The organism is Streptomyces atratus, assembly GCF_040655115.1.
Classification (GTDB): domain Bacteria; phylum Actinomycetota; class Actinomycetes; order Streptomycetales; family Streptomycetaceae; genus Streptomyces; species Streptomyces atratus_D.
In genome coordinates this window covers 1-20,059 of record NZ_JBFAJH010000051.1, presented here as the reverse complement: position 1 = coordinate 20,059, position 20,059 = coordinate 1, and the positions used below count along the sequence as shown (strand labels likewise).

Sequence of the window (20,059 nt, the reverse complement as noted above, 5' to 3'; positions counted from 1 at the left end):
CCCCGTGGCGTCCAACAAGCCTGCCCCCGAAGCCCCTTCCCGGTTCGGCTCCGACTTCCCCGCTGAGTACGGATCCGGGACGGACAGCGAGTTCGGCTCCGGGTTCACCACCGAGTTCGGGACCGAAGGCTCCGGAGAGACCGACCGGGCCCGGGAGGAATGGAACCCCACCGAGGAGTCCGTCCGCCCCGTACGCGGCAGGCACCGCGTCGCCAAGCAGCGCAACGGGCTCGCCCGTAGCTCCACGGTTCTCGGCGTCGGCGTCATCGCGGCCGTCGGCGCGGGTGGCATGGCCACCGCGCAGAGCAAGCCGCCGGTCTCCATCTCCCTTCCCGATTCCATCGCGGACAAGCTCCCCGACGCCAAGTCCTTTCCCGGCATGGGCACGCTGTTCTCCGAGGAGTCCGCCACCGACCTGGCCCAGGCCAAGATCGCCGCCGCACCGCTGACCAGCGCGGGCATCACCACCGCCGAGGCCGAGCAGGGCGCCACCGACGCCGGCGAGGCGCTCCGCGCCCGCATCCTCCAGCAGGCCGAGCAGCAGCAGAACGCCGCCGACGCGGAGGCCAAGGCGGCCGAGGAGAAGGCCGCCGCGGAGAAGGCGGCAGCTGAGGCGAAGCAGAAGCAGGACATCGCGGCGGCCAAGGCCGAGGCCGAGAAGAAGAAGGCGGAGGAAGCGGCGAAGGCCAAGGCCGAGGCCGAACGGCTCGCCAAACTGGCCGCCAGCTACGCCATCCCCACTTCTTCGTACACGATCACCTCGACCTTCGGCGAAGCCGGTTCGATGTGGTCCTCCGGCTACCACACCGGTCTCGACTTCGCGGCGCCGACCGGCACCCCGATCAAGGCCATCCACACCGGCACCATCAAGTCGGCGGGCTGGTCCGGCTCCTACGGCTACCGCACGGTCCTGGAACTCGAGGACGGCACGGAGCTGTGGTTCTGTCACCAGTCGTCGATCGACGTCAGCGTCGGCCAGAAGGTCACCACCGGTGAGACCATCGGCCGCGTCGGCGCCACTGGAAATGTGACGGGTCCCCACCTCCACCTGGAGGTCCACACCTCGAGCGGCACGGACATCGACCCGCTGACCTGGCTGCGCGACAAGGGCCTCACGGTCTGACCCGATGAACGCGGGCCGGTCCCACCGGGCCACCACCGAACCCCGGCAGTCCTGACGCTCACCCCCCGACGTCAGGGCTGCCGGTCCGTTTGTCCACGGCGTTCGCGTGCACCATGGTGGCCCAGGAGCGGGGCGTGGAGATCGCGACCGGTCGCCCTGGCCTGGCTCGCGGCGCGTCCGACCGTAGCCGCCCCGATCGCCTCGGCCCGCACGGTCGAGCAGCTGCCCGCACTGGTGGCCGCCGCCGGCCTTCAGCTGACCGAGCAGGAGCTGGCGGAACTCCCCGAGGCGTCCGCCTGACTCTTCACCAGGGGCGCTGGTGCGGCCGGCTTCCGTGGTGCGGCTGGTGATACGGCTGCCCGGCGGGTGGCAGGTATGGGTTGTGGCCGCCGTACGGCTGGTACTGCTGCGGAACCCCCGGGGTGATGTACCGCGGGCGCAGGCGGCCCGTCGCCTGCGCCGCGTACGCCAGGGCGGGGGCGGCCACCGCCCGGCGCTGCCAGAGATGGTGCAGCAGTTCCAGTTCACGTGCGGTGAAGTCCGGGTCCGCCGCCCCGCGGCCTGCCCGGCGGCGGAGGAACGCCAGGGACGTGGCGAACGACTCGTACTCGGCGACCGCCCGCGCCGCCGCCTTGCCGCGTGCCTCGGCCTGCGCCCTGGCGTGGCTTCGGACCTGCGCCACGACGCGACTGTTGCCGCCATGGGCGTACCCGTAGGCAGGGGCGTACCCGTAACCCGGGGCTCCGTACACCGCGTGTGCGTGCTGCCGGCGCGCCAGGTCCCGGGCCAGGCCGCGGGCCCGCATCGAGGAGAGGGCGAGAGGTTCGGCGGGGGTCAGCCAGCCGGCGGCCGCGTACGCGGACAGCTCGGTCGCCAGGGTGCGCAGCTCGCGCTGGCGCGACCAGATCGCCAGCCAGGTGATCAGTCCGAAGACCGGCACCATGAACACCCCGTACACGACATAGAAGCCGTACGGGCCGAACGTTCCCGAGCCGTTCCACAGGGCGTGCATGCCCATGGCGAGGACCAGTCCGAGCAGCGGCAGCGCGATGCGGCGGATGCGGTGCCGGCATGCGCTGAGCGCCGCGAAGCCGAAGCCCAGGCCGGTCAGCACGGTGAAGAGAGGATGCGCGAACGGCGTCATCACCCCCCGCACGAAGAAGGTCGCGGCGGTCACCGATGCGAGGCCCGAGTTGCCGATCTGCTGGTCCTCGCCGAACGCGTTGCCCAGATAGAGGATGTTCTCGGTGAAGGCGAAGCCCGTCGCGGTGAAGCCGGCGACGACGACGCCGTCGACGATGCCGCCGAAGTCCCGTCGTCGGAAGAGGAAGATCAGCAGGACGGCCGCCGCCTTCGCGCTCTCCTCGACGACCGGCGCTATGACCGTCGCCCCGAGGGTGTCCGCGCTCGCCGGGTCCGCGGTGGCCGTCGCGATCCAGCGGGTCGCGAACGAGTTGGCGATGATCGCGACCAGGGCGGCGGCGCACGCACCCCAGGCGAAGGCGAACACCAGGTTCCGCCAGGGGCCGGGTTCGACCCGGTCCAGCCAGCGGAACGCCGTCATCAGCAGCGGGACGGGCAGCACGGCCAGACCCAGCCCGACCAGGAACCCCTCGGTGCCGGTCTGGGCGCGGACCAGGGCCAGGATCACCAGCCCGCACAGCGCGAGCACCGTGAAGACCGCGGCGATACGGAACGTCTTGCTCCGCCAGACCATGCCGACGCGGCGCGGCCGGTAGCGCCACTGGCCCCGCTCCGGCACGGCTGCCAGGATCTCGCCGACCCGCTGCTCCTCGAGGAGCGGGACGGCCGGCTGCGACTGTTGCTGCTGGACAGACCCGTCGGACACCCCATGACCCTAACGAGGGGGACTGACAACTGACCATGGGGCGGCGAGCGTGTACCGCCCCGTCAGGAAACGCGCAGCTCAAGGGCTGAGAACGCGGCAGCGGCGGAAAGGTCAGCTACGGGCGAAGAGCAGGTCGTGCACGACATGGCCCTTGTCCAGCCCCTGCCCCTCGAACCGGGTCAGCGGACGGAACGCGGGCCGCGGTGCGTAGCCACCGTCCGCCGCGGTGTTCTCGAACAGGGGGTGTGCGGTCAGCACCTCCAGCATCTGCTCGGCGTACGGCTCCCAGTCGGTCGCACAGTGGAGCACGGCGCCCGGCTTCAGCCGCTGCGCCGCCAGATCGAGGAATTCCGGCTGGATCAGCCGCCGCTTGTGGTGGCGCTTCTTGGGCCACGGGTCGGGGAAGTACACCCGCAGTCCGTCCAGTGCGTCCGGCGGCAGCATCTCGCGCAGCAGGATGATCGCGTCACCGTTGGCCACCCGGATGTTGGACAGCCCGTTCCGGTCCGCGAGACCGAGCAGGTTGCCCTGGCCAGGGGTGTGCACATCGACGGCGAGAATGCCGGTGCCCGGGTCGTCGGCCGCCATCTGCGCGGTGGCCTCGCCCATCCCGAAGCCGATCTCCAGCACGACCGGAAGCCCGTCGAGCAGCTCGGGCAGGTCGAGGACCGACTGCCCGTCGATGTCCAGGCCCCACTTCGGCCAGAGCCGCTGCAGCGCGTCCTCCTGGCCGGGCGTGACACGGCTGCGGCGCGGCTGGAAGCTGCGGATCCGGCGCTCGTGGTGCGAACCGGCCGGGTCGGCGGCGGGTCCACCGGGGAAGCGCGGTTCCTGACGCAGCCGGCGCTGCCGCTCGAAGGCTGCGGCGCGCAGATCGTGGGCCTCGTCGGTCTCGGGGGCGGGGTTCAAGGACTCAGACACAATGCCCCGATTCTACGGCGGGCGGCTTCCACCCCGTTCCCTGTGCCCGGAGCAGCGCCCTGCGTGCCACCTCCCGCCCGATGGGCAGCGAGGCCGTCGCGGCGGGCGACGGGGCGTTCAGCACATGCACGGTGTGCGGGGCCTCGCGGATCAGGAAGTCGTCCACCAGCGTGCCGTCGCGCAGCACCGCCTGGGCCCTGACGCCGGACGGGGTGGGGCGAAGGTCCTCCTCTGTGACCTCGGGCAGCAGTCGCCGGACGGCCGCGGTGAACGCGCTCCTCGACAGCGAACGGTGCACCTCGCCCGCCCCGTACCGCCAGTGTCTGCGCGCGATCTGCCAGGAGCCCGGCCAGGTCAGCGTGTCCGCGAGCTCACGCGGGCGTACGACCGGCCAGCCGTACCCCTCGCGGGCCAGCGCCGGCACCGCGTTCGGTCCGACGTGGACGCCGCCGTCATGGCTCCGGGTCAGGTGCACCCCGAGGAACGGGAACGCCGGATCCGGCACCGGATAGATCAGCCCGCGCACCAGCTCCGGCCTGGCCAGCTCGTAGTACTCCCCGCGGAAGGGCACGATGCGCATGCCCGGGTCGTCGCCCGCGAGCCGCGCCACCCGGTCGCAGTGCAGCCCCGCGCAGTTGACCAGGACCCGGGCACGCACGACGCGGCCGTCCGCCGTCCGCACCGCCACACCCCACGGGCGGCGGTCGATCGCCGTGACCTCCGCCCCGAACCTGATCAGCCCGCCCGCGCCGCGCACCTCGGCCGCGAACCGCTCGGCAACCGCCTTGAAGTCGCACACCCCGGTCGTCCCGACCCGGATCGCCGCGAGCCCGCGCACCTGCGGCTCGTACTCCGCGATCCCCGCGGGCCCCAGCTCCCGCACCGGCAGCCCGTGCTCCCGGCCGCGCTGCACCAGGGAGTGCAGCCGGGGCAGCTCGGACCGTTCGGTCGCGACGATCAGCTTGCCGGTCACCGCGTGCGGAATGCCGTGCTCCGCGCAGAAGCCGACCATCTCGGCGGCGCCGCGCACCGCATAGCGGGCCTTCAGCGAACCGGGGCGGTAGTAGATGCCGCTGTGGATCACCCCGCTGTTGCGCCCCGTCTGGTGGCGCGCCGGGCCCCACTCCTTCTCCAGTACCGTCACTCGCGTGCCCGGAGCGGTCCGCGTGAGGGCATACGCCGTCGACAGGCCGACGATCCCGCCGCCGATCACCAGCACATCGCAGTCGTACGCCGCGTGAGTCATCATCACGCCACCTCCCACCCCGATAGTGCACTGACCCACTGACAACACGCTCAAACCAGCGGAGGCCAGCGTGGCGCCCGGAATTCCGCCTCCGGCCGCCTGCGCGTCGCCCGGAGGACTCCGCGCGGGCGTCCGAGGGGGTTCGGCCGTCCCCGGGGAGGCCGCTACGCCGGCGCCACCAGCAGCGGTCGTGCCCGCTCGCGCAGCTCGGCGACGCGTGGCTCGTCCGCGTACGGTTCGAGGCGGTGCAGCAGGTCCCGTACGTACTCCGTGGTCCGCGCCGACGAGATGCGGCCGGCCACCTCGACCGCCCGGGTACCCGCCGCACAGGCCGCGTCCAGGTTGCCGGACTCCAGCTCGGCGACGGCCGAGACCACCAGCCGCAGCCCGTGCGAGCGCACGAACTCCTCGGTCGGCCGGGACAGCGCCTGTTCGGTGAAGCGTCGCACCTGCCGGGGGGCCTTCAGATCGCGGTAGCACTCCGCGGCGTCGGCGGCGAACCTGTCGTACGAGTAGAAGCCCAGCCACGACGGGTCCGCGTCGCCGTCCCGGGAACGCTCCAGCCAGCTCTCGGCGGCCTTCAGCGCGGCCCCCGCGGCCGGGGCGTCGCCCGCCTTCGCATGGGCCCGCGCCTCCACCAGCCGGAAGAAGCTCATGGTCCGGGCGGTGGCGAGCCCGCGGTTGCGTTCGACGGCCGCCTGCGCGAGGTCGACCCCCTCGTCGGCGAATCCGCGGTAGGTCGCCTGCAGCGACATCGACGCGAGGACATAGCCGCCGAGCGGCACGTCGGCGGCGGCCCGCGCGAGCCGCAGCGCCTGGATGTAGTACCGCTGCGCGGCCTCCTGCTGCCCGGTGTCGAACGCCATCCACCCGGCGAGTCTGGTCAGCTCGGAGGCGGCGCCGAAGAGCGCCCGGCCCACCTCGTCGCTGTACGAACCGAGGAGAAGCGGCGCCGCGTCCACCCGTAAACACTCCGGGACCATGGAGGAGCGCCAGTCGCCGCCACCGTACTTGGAGTCCCAGCGGCGCGCGTCCTGGGCCGCCTCGCGGAGTTTGGTCACATCGCTGTGGCCGACGCGCAGCGGCGCGATGTCGTTCATGGAGTCCGGTCCCGGCTGCGCGGGAATGCCGGGCGCGCCGCCTGGCGCACCCGGCGGTGCCTGCGCACCGGGCGTGCCCGGCGTGCCGAGGATCGCCGCCTCGGCCACCGACGAGTCGCGGGCCACCGACGGGTCGGCGGGGGTTATCAGCCAGCGGGACGCGGGGGTCGCGTACGCGCTCACCGAGAACGAACCCGCCAGCGACTGCCAGATTCCGCCGCTGCCCGCCCGGCGCCCGGCCAGATCCAGCCGGTACAGCTCGGTCGCCGAACGCACCGCCTCGCCCACGTCGCGCGGGAACGCCAGACCGACCTCCGGCGCCGGATCGGCGTCCGCGAGCCCGATCTCGTGCAGCGGGACCGGCCGGCCGAGCTTGGCGCCGATCGCCGCGGCGATGAGACGGGGTGCGGCGCCCTGCGGCACCATGCCCTTCGAGACCCATCTCGCCACCGAGGTCTTGTCGTAGCGAAGTGTCAGACCGCGCTGCGCCCCGAGGTCGTTGACCCGCCGGGCGAGCCCGGCGTTGCTGATTCCCGCGAGGGCGAGAACGGTTCCGAGCTTCTCGTTCGGCCCGCGTTGCTCCCTGGACATGCGCCACCCCTCGACACACAGACGGCAGCCGCGTCACCGAGGAGGCGCGCGGCATTCGTACCGTGTTCTCCCCAGGGACGGGCCCCGGCACTCCGACCGCACACGCATGTGGCCGAGTCCCGAGGAATATGCCTCCTGCCGAGAACCTCAGTTAACCCAGCGTAGGTCGCCGCATCCCTACCGTTAAGGGGCAGACGTCCGTATGGCGGGATTGTTGTCCGGGTGGACGGTGGGCGGACGGTCGGCGTACGGGGCGGTCCCGCTGTGACGACTCGGTCGTCCTGACGGACCGGCCGGGGACACCGCCCCGGACCCCGCCGGGCGAGCCCCCCACGTGCTCCTGTCGTGTGGCCGTGCGCCCGGCCGTGCGCTCTGGCCCGGCCGACAGGGCAGCGCTTCCATGAGTGCTGCGTGGGTCGGCCCACTGCACTGGACTCAGTGGGCTGGGGGACACTGCCGCCTCATTCCCCGCAGGCGGCGGACCGGTCCGGGAGGCGAAGCACGTCTCCCGGACTGTGCGTTCGGCGGGCCGCCGGAGCGGACCGGAGCCGGCGCGAGCCGCACGGGGAGCCGGCACGGGAGCGCCGGGGGCCGTCGCGGAGTCGGCTGGGCAGCCTCGTGTCAAAGCAGGATGGAACCGGACATCATAGGTGCCAGGAATCGGTTCCGGTGCATGCTGTGCCCTCCGAGAATGGCCGAATGGCATCGGTTCGCCGTGGTGGGGCCGGGCGATTCGCGGACACCCGGCGGGTTGCCGACCCGCGGTCGACGGGCAGTTCGGGTAGCCGGAATTCGGCCGGTGCGAATCGGGGGCAACGGGGAACGCAACAAGCGGAATCTGTAAGTCCGTTGCGGCGCCCCGCGCCGCGCGGGGATCGGTTCGCCCCCACCCGTCCTCCGGCTTTTGCCAGGGGCGCATGCGCTTGCGACGTGCGCGCTTCGTAGCCACTCCTGCGCGCCGTTGTCGTGGCAGCATGTTCCGCAACGGCGCTGCATGTTCACGCAGTTCTCCCGGCACGAGTCGGGTGCGCCGTTTTGTCCACAGCCTGTGGAGGCGGCGATGCGTTGGTTGGTGGGGTGGAGCAGTATCGCCGCGACCTTCGGCACGGTCGGTGCGGAGGACGAGGGGCGCACGGTGCACCCCGTGGGCTCCCAACTCCTGTGGGGCGACCCCGATCCGCTCTGGGCGGTCGGCGACTGGCGCCCCGACGAGATCCGGATCGCCGGCGTCGAGACCGCCGAGGGCGCACCCACCGCCCGCCTCGCCGTCCTCGGCTGCTGCGGCGCCACCGACGAGCAGCTCCGGCTCGGCCTCCTCGCCGCCCGCGGCGGTGCCCTGCGCCATCTCACCGCCTGGCCGGGCAGCTACACGGCCGTCGTCCGGATCGGCCGGCGGATCACCGTCGTCGGGGACATCGCCGGAGCCCGCCCGATCTTCTACACGCCCTGGGCGAGCGGTACGGCGTACGCGACCGCCGCACTCCCGCTCGCCGACCTCATCGAGGCACAGCTGGACATCGGCCACCTGGCCGCGCTGCTCGCCTGCCCCGAGACGCCGGAGGCGCTGCGCGACGGTACGCCGTACGTGGGTGTGAAGCGCATCCCACCGGGGCACGCGCTCATCCTCCGTGAGGGCTCCCGCGAGATCACCGGGTACGAGCCGGTTGCCTCCCTCGCCGTCGCCGCGCCCCAGCTCGACCCCGTGAGCGCCGTGGACGGAGTGCGCGACGCGCTGCTCGAAGCGGTACGCGCCAGACTCATGGCCCCCCGCCACGCTCCCGAGACCCTGCCGCCCGACCCCGGACCGGTCCCCGGCATGGGCCCCGCCGACCGCCGCGCCGCCCGTGGCGCGCCCGTCCCCGGTATCGGCGCCGACCTCTCCGGAGGCAGCGCCTCCGCCACCCTCGCCCTGCTCGCCGCGGGCCTGCCCGGGCTGCCCGGCACCCTCCTCGGCCACGGCACGGGCGCGGGCGAGCGGCTGCTCGCCGTCACCTTCAACGACCTCACCACCCGCGACCACGAGGACGAACTCGAACGCGCCGCGGTCATCGCCGCCGACCCGCGGCTGCACCACGTCGTCGTCGCCGCGGGCGCGGAGGCACTGCCCTACGCCGACCTGGGCAGCGGCCCGCTCACCGACGAACCGGCCCCGTCCCTCGTCGTCGCCGAACGCCACCGCAGGCGCCTCGCCGCGGGCAGCGCCGACCACTTCGTCGGCGACGGCGCCCGGCAGGTCCTCGACGCGCACCCGGCCCGCCTCGCCGACCTCCTGATGGACCGCCGCCGACGTCACCTGCTGCGCCCGGTCACCGCCCTGGCCAGAGCCGAAGGACCGTCCGCACACTCGCTGTTCGTACCGCTGACCGTCTATCGCGCGGCCCGCCGCCTGGCCCGTACGTCGTACCGCACGGGTCTCGAAACGGCTGCCGGCCGGCTCCCGGACGCCAACCGACGCATGCCCGATCTCGGCACCCCCGCCGACGCCTCGCTCGCCGCGCTCACCTGGTCGCGGCCGGGGCCCGCCGCCCGCTGGCTGACCGGGGAGGCGCTCGCGGAAGTGTCGGTTCGCCTCCAGGAGGCGGCGATCCGCCCCACCTCCGTCCAGCGCCCCGGCGAGGCCCGCGCCCGCGCCGCGCTCGCCCGGCACGCCGCCGACCACCGGATCCTGGAACAGGCCGCCGAGATCCGCAGCCAGCGGCTGCACGCCCCGTTCCTCGACAACCAGGTGGTGCGCGCCGCCCGCGCCCTGCCCGAATCGCTCCGCGTCCAGCCGGGCGCCCGCGCCGCCATCCTGCGCCGGGTTCTCGCGGGCGCGGGCATCCACGAACTGCCACCGGGCTGGGGCACACCCTCCCAGGCGACCTCGACCGCGGTCAGCCGCACCGGACTGCGCACCGCGCTCCCCGACCTGATCGCCCTCTTCGACGCCCCGCTGCTCGCCGACGCGGGCCTGATCGAAGCCCGGGTCGTACGGAAGGCCCTGCGCGCGGCCTCCGAGGGCGAACCGCTGCCCCTGGACGGCCTCGCCGATCTGGCCGCCACGGAGCTCTGGCTCCGCCGCCTCGTCTCCCGCCGCGGCACCTGCTGGACGGGCACGGAGGCGCCCCGCCGGCGCGCGGTGGCGGGCGGAGTGGTCCCGGCCCGTCGCACCCTGCAGCGCTGACCGCCGTCCGATGCGCGACGCCGCTCCCGGCCACCGGAATCCCGGCGCACGCGGCCGGTGCCGCGGTCCACGATGACCGGGCGCGGTACCCGATCCCGGGCGTCACCGAGGCGCGAGACGAGCATGGCTGCACGCTGCCCGTCGGCGGCACGCGGCTGCGCGCCCTCCTCGCCGCGCTCGCCCTGGCGCGGACCCGCTCTGGCCGACCTGTCCTGGCCGACCTGCGCGAAAGCGACCACGGCAGACGCCGGAGGCCCACCGCCTGACCACCCTCGAACGCCGCGTCGAGGCCGACCTGCGGCGCGGGGGAACCCGCACTCAGGTCACCCTCGTGCCGGAACTCACGGAGCTCACCACCGCCCACCCGTACAGCTCACCACCGCCCACCCGTACGACGAACGCTTCCATGCGCGGCTGATCCGGGCCTTCCGCGCGGAGGGCCGCCCTGCGGACGCGCTGACGGCCTACGAGGAGGCGCGCCGGACACTGGCGGACGCTCTGGGCGCGGACCCGGGGAGCGAGCTGCGGGCACTTCACCAGGAGCTGCCGGCTGCGGCTGAGCCGACCGCGGCCGTGGCCCGGGGTGCCGTGGGCGTCACCGCTGCCGACACCCCCACCCCCCGGAGCCCGCGCCCCTCCGCGGCAACCTCCGCCCCCGTGTCAGCGGCAGCTGATCCTCGCCTCCGCCCAGTCGGCCAGCACCACCCCGACGAACGGGGCCACCGGTTCCACGACGAGCCGGATCCGCTGCTGCCCCACGATGCCGACGCCCATGGGTACGGCCGGATCGTTGCCGTTGATCGACGGGGACTGCCACAGCTGCACCCCGACACCGTTGAACACGGAGAAGCGCACCGAGCCGAGCCCCGCCGTCAGATCGTCGACCCCGACCATCGCCTCGTAGCGCGTGCAGGCCCGGTTCAGCTGGATGGTGACCGACGAACGGCCGTGGACGGTCACCCCGTGCGCGTACTGCGTGCCGCCGACCGACAGGCCCGAGCGCCGCCAGATCCAGCTGCTCCCTGCCATCGACACCTCCGGCTCCGTGTGGTCGCCGAGCAAGGAGGAGGGCAACTCGCTGACCTGGTAGACGGTTGGAGGCGTGGGCGGCGGAGGCGTGGGCGTCGGTGTCGGCGTGGGCTTCGGCGGCGCGGGGACCGGTGGCTTCGGCTTCGGTGTGGGCGTTGGTGGGGGAGTGGGTGTCGGCTTCGCCTTCGGCGGCGGAGTCGGCGCGGGCGCCGCGGGCGGGGCGGGCACGCTCGGAGGTCCGGGCTCCGGCGTGGGCTTCGGGGGCGGTGGTGACGGCACCGCGGGCGCCACCACCGCCGGCTTCGTCATGGGCTTGGCCTCCGGCTTCGGCTGCTCGTCACCGACCAGCGCCCACACCAGACCGGCCGCGGCCGCGACGGCCACCGCCGCCGCGATACCGGCCTTGACCGGAGCGCCCAGCCCCTCCGAGGCCACGGCGCCACCGGTCGCACCGCCGGACGAACTCCCGCCCGTCGCCGCGGCGGCACCCGCACCCGCCGCACCGGCCGCGCCCCCCGCCACGATCCCGGCGGCTTTGAGCGCGTACCCGGCGGCGAACCAGCCGATGACCGCGACCGGGAGCAGCGCCGGAATCCCGGCGTTGACATGTGCCAGCTCGCCCGCGGCGACCCGGCACCTCGCGCACTCGTCCAGGTGCTTGCGCAGCCCGCGTTCGGCCCGCGTCCGCAGGCCGCCCCGGGCGTAAGCGCCGAGCCGGTCGGCATAGCGCGCACAGCCACCGCCCGAGGTGAGCGACTGGCTCACATGTGCCTGCACATACGCCTGCTTGAGCCCCTCACGGGCCCGGCCGGCCAGCACCGCCGTGGCATTGGCGGTCAGCCCGAACAGCGGAGCGATCTCGCTCGGCGACTTCTCCTCGACGGTGGTGTGCCACAGCACTGCCTGCCAGCGCTCCGGCAGACTCCGGAACGCCTGCATGGCCATCGACTGCTCGGCCTCGTGCATCGCCGTGACGTCCGCGCCGAGATCCAGCGTGTCCGCGTCCGACATCTCGGAGGAGCGGGACGCCTGCGCGGCGAACTCCGCGAAGTCATCGACCAGCTGCTCCCGCTTCGCCGTCTTTGTCCAGACGGCGGCGACATGCCGTACGGCTGTCATGAGGTACGCCCGCACGGCCTCCTCGGGCCCCTTGCCGCCCCGTACCGCCTGCAGAGTGCGGGTGAAGACCTCGGCCGTCAGGTCGTCGGCGGTGTGGGCGTCGCGGCAGCAGCTCCGGGCGTAGCGCCGCACACTGGCCGAGTGCCGCCGGAACAACTCCTCGTACGCGAGATCGTCCCCGGACCGCATGTACTGGATCAACTGGGCGTCGGAGAGCGCGATCCCGGCGGGCCCGGCGCTGCTCCCACCGTCTCGCTGCATCGGCACGGTGGCCCCGACCGCGGAGCCGGCGCCGACGTCGGCCTCGCGGCCCGCCGGCGCGGACGGCCAGGGTCCGGGCAGCACGGTTCCGCCCTCGGCGTCAGCGCCCGACCGCCCGGGGCCGGCCTGGCTCGGGACCTGCCGGGAGACCGGCCCACCGGCCTCCGCGCCCTCACCGACGACCGGGACGCCGTCGAGCGGTTCCTCCTGCTGCCCGTCACCGCTCATCGCGGAAGCCCCCGTATGCGCCTTCGGACCCGAATACCGGGTCAGCGTGCCACGCGGCGCAATCACAGCGAACGTTCAGTCCTGGCAACCACTCATCCGGGGCGTTTTCCCGAATGTGAGCACTGGCGGGCACTCGCATGGGGGAAGGATCAACGAGGGGCCGACGCAGCCGAGTTGCCGGGCGTGCCTCCCGCGCGAGGACCACGCCGCCCCTCCCGCCACCGTCACGGAACCGACGCCTCCGCACACAAGCCCGCCGACGACCGCCCGACCGACCGCCCGGCCGGACCACCCGACCCACGCCGCCGAGCGGGCCCGTTCCACGGATCGAACGACCACAGCTCGGCCGGCCGAAGGCCCGCCGGTCTGCCCGCAAGCCCGAGTCCACCCGCGAGCCCGGGCTCACGCGCACCCGAGTCCGTCCGTCACGCGGCCCCGCTCACGCAGGGCGCGAACGCAGGCCCTCCAGCAGGATGTCCAGCAGTCGGGCCGAAGCGGCAGCCTGCTGAGCCGCGTCCGGCAGCGCGGGCGCCGCCGTCGCAATGACCAGCAGGACGTCCGCCACCGTCACATCACGGCGCAGCGCGCCCGCCGCCCGCGCCCGGTCGACGAGCCGGCCCACGACCTCCAGCAGCTCGGCCGTGCCCGGGCCGTCGGCCGAGAGCCCGTCCTCGTCGGCCGGTTGCCGGCCGACGCCCCGGAGGTCCGCCTGCCCCGCCCCCTGCCGCTGATGAGGAACCCGCGCCTCACTCCGGACATTCCGGGCATCTCGGATATCGTCGGAGCCCGCAGCCGAGGCCGCGCCCACATCCTGCGCAACTCCCGTGTCCCCGACCACCGTCGAGTCGTCGACATCGACCCCGACCCGCAGCACCTGCGGTGGCAGCAGCCGCCCGGCACCCGAGGCCACAGAGGTCCGCAGGAAGCGCGAGAGCGCCGACCACGGCTCGTCCTCCTGCCCCAGCGCGGTCCGCGCCTGGTCGGTCAGCCGTGAGGTCTCCTCCTCGGCTATCCGGCGTACCAGCACGTCCTTGCTCGGGAATCGCCGGTACACCGTGCCGACCCCGACCCGGGCTCGGCGTGCCACGTCCTCCATCGGAGCCCCGTACCCCAGCTCGCCGAACACCTCGCGTGCGGCCCGCAGTACATGCTCCAGATTCCGCTGCGCGTCCACACGCAGCGGTGCCGAGCGGCCGGCGGTGGAGCCGGCGCCGACAGCCGTTCCCACCATGCTCACCGTACCGACTGTGCCGATTCGTCCTTTTCCGTCGGACGAGACAGCAGCGGTCTGCCCATGCGAATCCTGAATGTGCATAACTGTTCCCCCGGTTATGACGTCTCCCCCCGGAGACTTCCCGCCGTGTCGGTCGGGGAGTGGATCATCATCCCAGCCCGACACCCCGACGACATACGAACATAGTTGAGCCCGCGTCAATTCAGAAGGGGGCAGTTCCGCACGGTGCGCCCCCCGATCGGAGCAAGGACCGGTTGATTCCTGATTCCACCCCTCTCCGTCACCGCCACCGCAACGTCTGACCTGCGCAGCTTCCGTATTGCCCCAGTAGTTGACCCCAGCGGTCCGTCCAGAACCTCCGGTCACACAATGTGCCGGGGCTGTGGACAAATACCTGAGCACGTTGCGTCATGGGGAGGTGATGGCTTCAGATTCCCGGGGGACACCCCCCGGCCCGCCGCCGGGTGTGCGCGTCCTCGTCATCGGCGGCGGCTACGTCGGGATGTACACAGCGCTGCGTCTCCAGCGGAAGCTGAAGCAGAGACTCAAGTCCGGCGAGGCCGAGATCGTCGTCGTCACGCCCGAGCCCTACATGACATATCAGCCGTTCCTGCCCGAGGCGGCCGCAGGCTCGATCTCGCCGCGCCATGTCGTCGTCCCGCTCCGCCGCGTGCTGGCGCGGTGCACGATCGTCATCGGCGAGGCGCAGCGCATCGACCACGCCAAGCGCACCGCGACCGTCACCACGCTCGCCACAGGTGAGGACGGCACCGGCGCCCTGGAGATCCCGTACGACGAGATCGTCATCGCACCCGGCTCCGTCGCGCGCACCCTCCCGATCCCCGGCCTCGCCGACCACGGCATCGGCTTCAAGACCATCGAGGAGGCCATCGGCCTGCGCAACCACGTCATCGAGCAGATGGACATCGCCTCCGCCACCCGTGACCCGGCCATCCGCGACGCCGCCCTCACCTTCGTCTTCGTCGGCGGCGGCTACGCGGGCGTGGAGGCACTCGCCGAACTCGAGGACATGGCCCGCTACACCTCGCGGTACTACCACAACATCAAGGCCGAGGACCTGAAGTGGATCCTCGTCGAGGCGTCCGACCGGATCCTGCCGGAGGTCGGCGAGGTGATGGGCAAGTACGCCGTACGGGAGCTGCGCGGCCGCAATATCGACGTACGCCTCGGCACCCGGCTGGACTCCTGCGAGGACCGGATCGCCGTCCTCAGCGACGGCTCCCGCTTCCCGACCCGCACGCTCGTGTGGACCGCGGGTGTCAAGCCCGCTCCGGTCCTCGCCGCCACCGATCTGCCCCTCACCGAACGCGGCAGGCTGCGCTGCACCGCACAGCTCGCCGTCGAGGGCGCCGAACACGCGTGGGCCGCCGGAGACGCCGCGGCCGTTCCCGATCTGACGGCCGGTGAACCGGGAAAGGAGACCGCGCCCAACGCCCAGCACGCGGTGCGCCAGGCCAAGGTCCTCGCCGGGAACATCCTCGCGGCGATCAACGGCGAACCACTCGAGGAGTACCGGCACAGCTACGCGGGCTCCGTCGCCTCGCTCGGCCTCCACAAGGGCGTCGCCCATGTCTACGGACGCAAGCTCAAGGGCTATCCGGCCTGGCTGATGCACCGTACGTACCACCTGAGCAGGGTTCCGACCTTCAACCGGAAGGCCCGTGTCCTTGCCGAATGGACTCTCGCCGGGCTCTTCAAACGCGAGATCGTCTCCCTCGGCTCGCTGGAACACCCGCGCGCCGAATTCGAACTCGCCGCCGGGGGCAGACGCACCGGGGGCGACGGTCCGCCCGGGCAGGACGGCTGACTGTCAGTACGGTCCGTCACACTGGACGTGTGACCATAGGTGGGCCCACACCTGCACAGAGTGACCCGGCCGACCGTGACCAACAGCGACCAGTAGGACGAGGCCCGGCTGCGCCTCACCGGGGGTCCGGCCCCCGGTGCCCCCGACACCCCGGCGGAAGAGAGCCGGCAGAAGAACCGAAAGCAGAACCGGCAGAGGAAGCAGCCCGCCCGAGCGGACCAGACCGACACACGAGGCCAGAATTTCCGTGAACTTCACGCGTTGGAGCGCCCGCCTACCAGGAACGCAGCGCCGCGCCGCCGCCCGGGACGACCGCAGTTCGGTCCCCGCGGCCCGCGGCGAGTACGCCGGGGCCGGGCCAGGGGCCGCCGCACCGGACGGAAACACCCCCAAGGCTCCCGCGGAGGTCTCCGGACCCGGGCTGGAGGATCTCTCCGCCCGCGAGCTCCTCGGCCGGCTGCCCGCCCCGGTCGCCCTGGTGTACGGCCCCGACCACCGCATCGCGTACGTCAACGACGCCTACGCCGCAGCCTTCGGTCCCCGCCCCGCCGGCGCCACGGCCGCCGAGGCGATGCCGGAGCTGGACGAGCTCAGCCTGCTGCCCCTCATGGACCAGGTCCTGCGCAGCGGCACGCCCCGCACGGTCAAGTCCCGCAAGGTCCGCAACGGCAGTTCGTACACCGTGACCTGCACTCCGGTCGCCACGCCCGCCGCCCATGACAAGAACGACAGCAGCGGCAGCGGCAGCGTCGAGGGGAGCGAGGGCGGTGTCCTCGTCCACGCAGCCGACGTCACCGACCACGCCGAAGCGGCCGAGCGCCTCCGCACCAGCGAGCGCCGCCACCGCGAGACAGCCGTCACCCTCCAGCGCTCCCTGCTCCCGCAGGAGCTGGAGCAGCCCGACGACCTGCGGATCGCCGCCACGTACCAGCCGGGCGGCACGGACGCGGCGGTCGGCGGAGACTGGTACGACGTCATCACCCTCGGCGCGGGCCGCACCGCGCTCGTCATCGGGGACGTGATGGGCCGCGGGGTGCGTGCCGCCGCGGTGATGGGCCAGCTCCGCACCGCCGTGCGCGCCTACGCCCGCCTCGACCTCCCGCCGCACGAGGTGCTGCAGCTGCTCGACGGTCTCGCCGCCGAGATCGACGCCAGCCAGATCGCCACCTGCGCCTACGCGGTCCACGATCCGAACGAGGGCCGGCTCGTCTACGCCTCCGCGGGCCATCTCCCGATCCTCGTACGCGACGAGGACGGTTCGGTGTGCCGCGCCGAGGACCCGACCGGCCCGCCGCTCGGCACCGGAGGCTGGATCCACACGTCGGGCACGATCGCGCTGCCGCCCGGCTCCACCGCCGTCCTCTACACGGACGGTCTCGTGGAACGCCGCAGCGAGGACATCGACGAGGGGGTCGCCGCCCTGGAGCGTGCCCTCGCCGGCGCCAAGGGATCACCGCAGGTGGTCTGCGACCGTCTCATCCGCTCCCTCGGGGTCACCGCCGAACACGACGACGACGTGGCGGTGCTGGTGGTCCAGCACCCGGCTCGCACGGGGGCCGACGCGGAGCTGTTCCACAACGCCTCGCTCGATCTCCTCGGCGGCATCGAAGCGGCCCCGCGCGCCCGCGCCTTCGCCACCGGCGTCCTGACGTCGTGGCGGTTCCCGGTGGATCTGTGCGACCTGGGCGTCCTCGCCGCCGGCGAACTGGTGGCGAACTCCCTCCAGCACGGCACCCCGCCGATGCGCCTTGGCCTGCGCCGCACCGACCGCCGCCTGATCATCGAGGTGACCGACGGCGACGACCACCTGCCGCGCCGCCGCCGCGCCGAACCGGCGGACGAAGCGGGCCGCGGCATCTCCATCGTCGCGACGATCGCCTCGTCCTGGGGCAGCCGTCGCACGCCGGGCGGCGGCAAAGCGGTCTGGTGCGAGTTCGCGCTGCCTCAGTGAGCCGCGGCAGGAGCCGCAGCCGACACCGCGGGAACCGGGGCAGGGGCCGCAACGGCGGCGGCCGCCGACTCGGGTGCCCGCCCGGCAGCCGCGGTGGCTGTCGCCTCGGCGTCCGGCACCGACACGGCCACCACCCGCGAGGGCACCGCCGCGAGCGAAGGCTGATCCTGCACGGGAGTGAGCCGTCGCCCCAGCCGCAGCGCCAGCACCGTGATGCCCAGCGAGAACAGGACGAACGTCACGATGTACGGCCCGTGCAGCGAGGCCCCCATCGGCCCGCCCACGGCCGGACCGACCGCCAGCGCGAGCTGCTTGACCAGGGCGAAGGCCGAGTTGTACTGACCGACCATCGACTCCGGCGCCAGATCGGCGACCAGCGGTGCGACCGTCGGCGAGAGCATCGACTCACCGAGTCCGAACAGGGCGTACGTGGAGATCATCGCGGCCGTCGCCATGGTCTGGCTGCCGTGCCCGAGCCCCGCGTACCCCGCCACGATCCAGGCGAACGCCCAGATCAGACCGACCGCGGCAATGACCCGGCTGCGCTTGCGCCGCTCCACCAACCGCAGCACGACGAACTGTGCCACGACGATGACCGCGGTGTTGGCGGCCAGCGCGATGCCCAGCGTCGAGGGCTCGATCCCGGCAGCCTCGGTGCCGTACGCCGCAAGACCGGACTCGAACTGTCCGTAGCAGGCGAAGAACAGCACGAAGCCCAGCACACACAGCTGCACCATCGCCCGGTGCGACAGCAGCATCCGCAGCCCGCCCTTCGCGGCGGACCCGTCGGTGGGCCTGGCGTCCGTGAACGCGGGGGAACGGGGCATCCGCACCGTCACCGCGACGACGCCGAGCACGATGAACATCGCCGCCTCGATCAGGAACAGCAGCGTGAAGGTCTCCGGCCGGCTCGTGTCGACGATCTGCCCGCCGACCAGACCACCGATGCCGAGCCCCAGGTTCTGCAGGAAGAACTGCATGGCGAAGGCGCGCGTACGGGTGGCGGCGCCGGAGCACTGGACGAGCATCGTGGCGAGCGCCGGCGACATGACGGCCGTGCCCGCACCGAGGACGGCGGCCGACAGCACGGCGGCCGTCACGTTCGACGAAAGCCCGAGGGCCGCCGCGCCCACGGACGCCACCACGGCGGCGACGATCAGTACCGGCATCGGACCGCGCCGGTCGATGGCCCGCCCGGTGAACGGCAGGACTGCCAGCGCTGCCATGGCGAAGACGGCCAGCACGACTCCCGCCGTACCGGCGCCCAGACCCCGCACCTGTGCCACGTAGACGTACAGATACGGAACGGTGAACCCCACACCGAACGCGCTCAGCGCGCTCCCCAGCTGGATCCGCCGCAGCGCTGCGCCCATTTCCCTGGTCACACTCACCTACCTCAAGTTCACGAAGGACTCACGTCCAAAGACTTCAACAGTAAAGTTAGACCCTCAACAATACAGACTGAAGGACTTCGACGCCAATGAAAGGCGTGCCATACTGCCCGCCATGTCTGACACCACCGAGCCCTCCGGCCTCCAGGAGCCGAGCCTCGACGAGCAGATCGCCGCTTATCAGCGCGAGTTCCGTGACCTGGATCCCCAGGTCGAGCAGGTCGTCTCGGCTCTCGGCCGGCTGAACCGCCGGATGAACGTCGGGTACGGACGCCAGCTGGCCGACCTCGGCATCAGCAACGCAGAGTGGGAGGTCCTCAAGACCCTTGTCGTGGCGGGCTCCCCCTACCGGCTGGGCCCGGGGGAGCTGGCCAAGCGCCTCGGTCTCACCCCGGCGGCGATGACCCACCGCATCGACCGCATGGCGAACGAGGGTCTGGTCACGCGGGACAGGGACGAGAACAACCGCGTACGCGTCATCGTCGAACTGACCGATGAGGGGCGTACGAAGTGGCTGGAGGCGATGCGCATGGCATCCGCCTTCGAGGAGGACCTGCTCCAGGACCTCTCGGGCGAGGAGCGCGGAGCCCTCGGCGAGATGCTGATCCGTCTCCTGCGCCGGGTCGAGCACACCCAGCCGGACGCCGGCGGCCGCCTCAAGGACCTTGACTGACCCGCACGGGACGGGGGCGGACAGGAGAGGGGACACGCCGGAAAACGGCTTGACCTGGCGGAGTTGACACGCACCTCCCCGATCCGTAGGGTTCTTCGAGTTGTCACAGAGCCGGAACGGTTCTGCGACAACCGATCCCGCTGCGAATGCAGCAACTCAAACTCAGCACGATCTCCCACTCGGGAAGATTTCGGCATGCCGGAATTCATTTCGAAGGCTCGATTATGAGCCGCCGGGAAAGTCCGCTAGAGTTTGGACGTCGGAACGGCCGAACAGCCGGGAAGGCAAACCCCGCTGACTGGGAATCAGGCCCGAAAGGATCTGATAGAGTCGGACTCGCCGGAAAGGGAAA

The 20,059-nt window shown here is 72.6% G+C and carries 12 protein-coding genes and 2 pseudogenes; 7 read left to right on the top strand and 7 right to left on the bottom strand.

Features of this window, described 5'->3' with window-relative positions; all coding sequences use genetic code 11:
• Positions 1–4: 4 nt before the first annotated feature.
• The gene (locus tag AB0I23_RS33995) at positions 5–1,123 is read left to right on the top strand and encodes a M23 family metallopeptidase (RefSeq protein WP_359115282.1); all 1,119 of its coding nucleotides are present in this window, start codon (positions 5–7) and stop codon (positions 1,121–1,123) included.
• A gap of 104 nt (positions 1,124–1,227) precedes the next feature.
• Positions 1,228–1,423: pseudogene (locus tag AB0I23_RS33990) on the top strand (aldo/keto reductase); the annotation flags it as partial.
• Positions 1,424–1,427: 4 nt separating this feature from the next.
• Here AB0I23_RS33990 and AB0I23_RS33985 read toward each other — a convergent pair.
• From AB0I23_RS33985 to AB0I23_RS33970, 4 genes are all read right to left on the bottom strand, one after another.
• Positions 1,428–2,972, bottom strand: coding sequence for a PrsW family intramembrane metalloprotease (locus tag AB0I23_RS33985; protein WP_359115279.1), 1,545 nt, complete (start codon positions 2,970–2,972; stop codon positions 1,428–1,430).
• A gap of 111 nt (positions 2,973–3,083) precedes the next feature.
• A complete protein-coding gene (gene trmB, locus AB0I23_RS33980; RefSeq protein WP_359115276.1) occupies positions 3,084–3,893 on the bottom strand; it encodes a tRNA (guanosine(46)-N7)-methyltransferase TrmB in 810 nt (269 codons plus the stop codon).
• Entirely contained in the window at positions 3,886–5,142 is a 1,257-nt protein-coding gene (gene lhgO, locus AB0I23_RS33975; RefSeq protein ID WP_359115273.1) for an L-2-hydroxyglutarate oxidase, read from the bottom strand. Before lhgO ends, trmB begins: the two co-directional genes overlap by 8 nt.
• A gap of 161 nt (positions 5,143–5,303) precedes the next feature.
• A complete protein-coding gene (locus tag AB0I23_RS33970) occupies positions 5,304–6,830 on the bottom strand; it encodes a sporulation protein (protein ID WP_359115270.1) in 1,527 nt (508 codons plus the stop codon).
• Between the two features lie 1,060 nt (positions 6,831–7,890).
• Here AB0I23_RS33970 and AB0I23_RS33965 point away from each other — a divergent pair.
• Both AB0I23_RS33965 and AB0I23_RS41830 read left to right on the top strand, forming a co-directional pair.
• A complete protein-coding gene (locus AB0I23_RS33965) occupies positions 7,891–9,993 on the top strand; it encodes an asparagine synthase-related protein (protein WP_359115267.1) in 2,103 nt (700 codons plus the stop codon).
• Positions 9,994–10,065: 72 nt separating this feature from the next.
• Positions 10,066–10,479: pseudogene (locus AB0I23_RS41830) on the top strand (BTAD domain-containing putative transcriptional regulator); the annotation flags it as partial.
• A 174-nt stretch (positions 10,480–10,653) separates the two neighbouring features.
• On the opposite strand, the gene AB0I23_RS33955 reads toward AB0I23_RS41830, so the two are convergent.
• A complete protein-coding gene (locus AB0I23_RS33955; protein WP_359115266.1) occupies positions 10,654–12,630 on the bottom strand; it encodes a sigma-70 family RNA polymerase sigma factor in 1,977 nt (658 codons plus the stop codon).
• A 439-nt stretch (positions 12,631–13,069) separates the two neighbouring features.
• Positions 13,070–13,945, bottom strand: a complete 876-nt coding sequence (locus tag AB0I23_RS33950) for a TetR/AcrR family transcriptional regulator (RefSeq protein WP_359115263.1) — start codon at positions 13,943–13,945, stop codon at positions 13,070–13,072.
• Positions 13,946–14,285: 340 nt separating this feature from the next.
• On the opposite strand from AB0I23_RS33950, the gene AB0I23_RS33945 reads away from it, so the two are divergent.
• Both AB0I23_RS33945 and AB0I23_RS33940 read left to right on the top strand, forming a co-directional pair.
• The gene (locus AB0I23_RS33945; protein WP_359115261.1) at positions 14,286–15,692 is read left to right on the top strand and encodes an NAD(P)/FAD-dependent oxidoreductase; all 1,407 of its coding nucleotides are present in this window, start codon (positions 14,286–14,288) and stop codon (positions 15,690–15,692) included.
• 247 nt (positions 15,693–15,939) lie between these two features.
• Positions 15,940–17,643 carry an ATP-binding SpoIIE family protein phosphatase gene (locus AB0I23_RS33940; RefSeq protein WP_359115259.1) on the top strand — a complete coding sequence of 568 codons (1,704 nt, stop codon included), beginning with the start codon at positions 15,940–15,942 and terminating at the stop codon, positions 17,641–17,643.
• Here the strand turns inward: AB0I23_RS33940 and AB0I23_RS33935 are convergent.
• Positions 17,637–19,016, bottom strand: a complete 1,380-nt coding sequence (locus tag AB0I23_RS33935) for an MFS transporter (RefSeq protein WP_359115362.1) — start codon at positions 19,014–19,016, stop codon at positions 17,637–17,639. The two genes, AB0I23_RS33940 and AB0I23_RS33935, sit on opposite strands and share 7 nt — an antisense overlap.
• 133 nt (positions 19,017–19,149) lie before the next feature.
• On the opposite strand from AB0I23_RS33935, the gene AB0I23_RS33930 reads away from it, so the two are divergent.
• On the top strand, positions 19,150–19,707 hold the full coding sequence (locus AB0I23_RS33930; RefSeq protein ID WP_359115257.1) for a MarR family winged helix-turn-helix transcriptional regulator: 558 nt from the start codon (positions 19,150–19,152) through the stop codon (positions 19,705–19,707).
• Positions 19,708–20,059 lie beyond the last annotated feature (352 nt).

Coding starts and splice junctions, on each gene's coding strand:
- AB0I23_RS33955 (WP_359115266.1), bottom strand. CDS start 12,630: ATGAGCGGTGACGGGCAGCAGGAGGAACCGCTCGACGGCGTCCCGGTC.
- AB0I23_RS33935 (WP_359115362.1), bottom strand. CDS start 19,016: ATGGGCGCAGCGCTGCGGCGGATCCAGCTGGGGAGCGCGCTGAGCGCG.
- AB0I23_RS33950 (WP_359115263.1), bottom strand. CDS start 13,945: ATGCACATTCAGGATTCGCATGGGCAGACCGCTGCTGTCTCGTCCGAC.
- AB0I23_RS33930 (WP_359115257.1), top strand. CDS start 19,150: ATGTCTGACACCACCGAGCCCTCCGGCCTCCAGGAGCCGAGCCTCGAC.
- AB0I23_RS33965 (WP_359115267.1), top strand. CDS start 7,891: ATGCGTTGGTTGGTGGGGTGGAGCAGTATCGCCGCGACCTTCGGCACG.
- lhgO (WP_359115273.1), bottom strand. CDS start 5,142: ATGATGACTCACGCGGCGTACGACTGCGATGTGCTGGTGATCGGCGGC.
- AB0I23_RS33970 (WP_359115270.1), bottom strand. CDS start 6,830: ATGTCCAGGGAGCAACGCGGGCCGAACGAGAAGCTCGGAACCGTTCTC.
- AB0I23_RS33945 (WP_359115261.1), top strand. CDS start 14,286: ATGGCTTCAGATTCCCGGGGGACACCCCCCGGCCCGCCGCCGGGTGTG.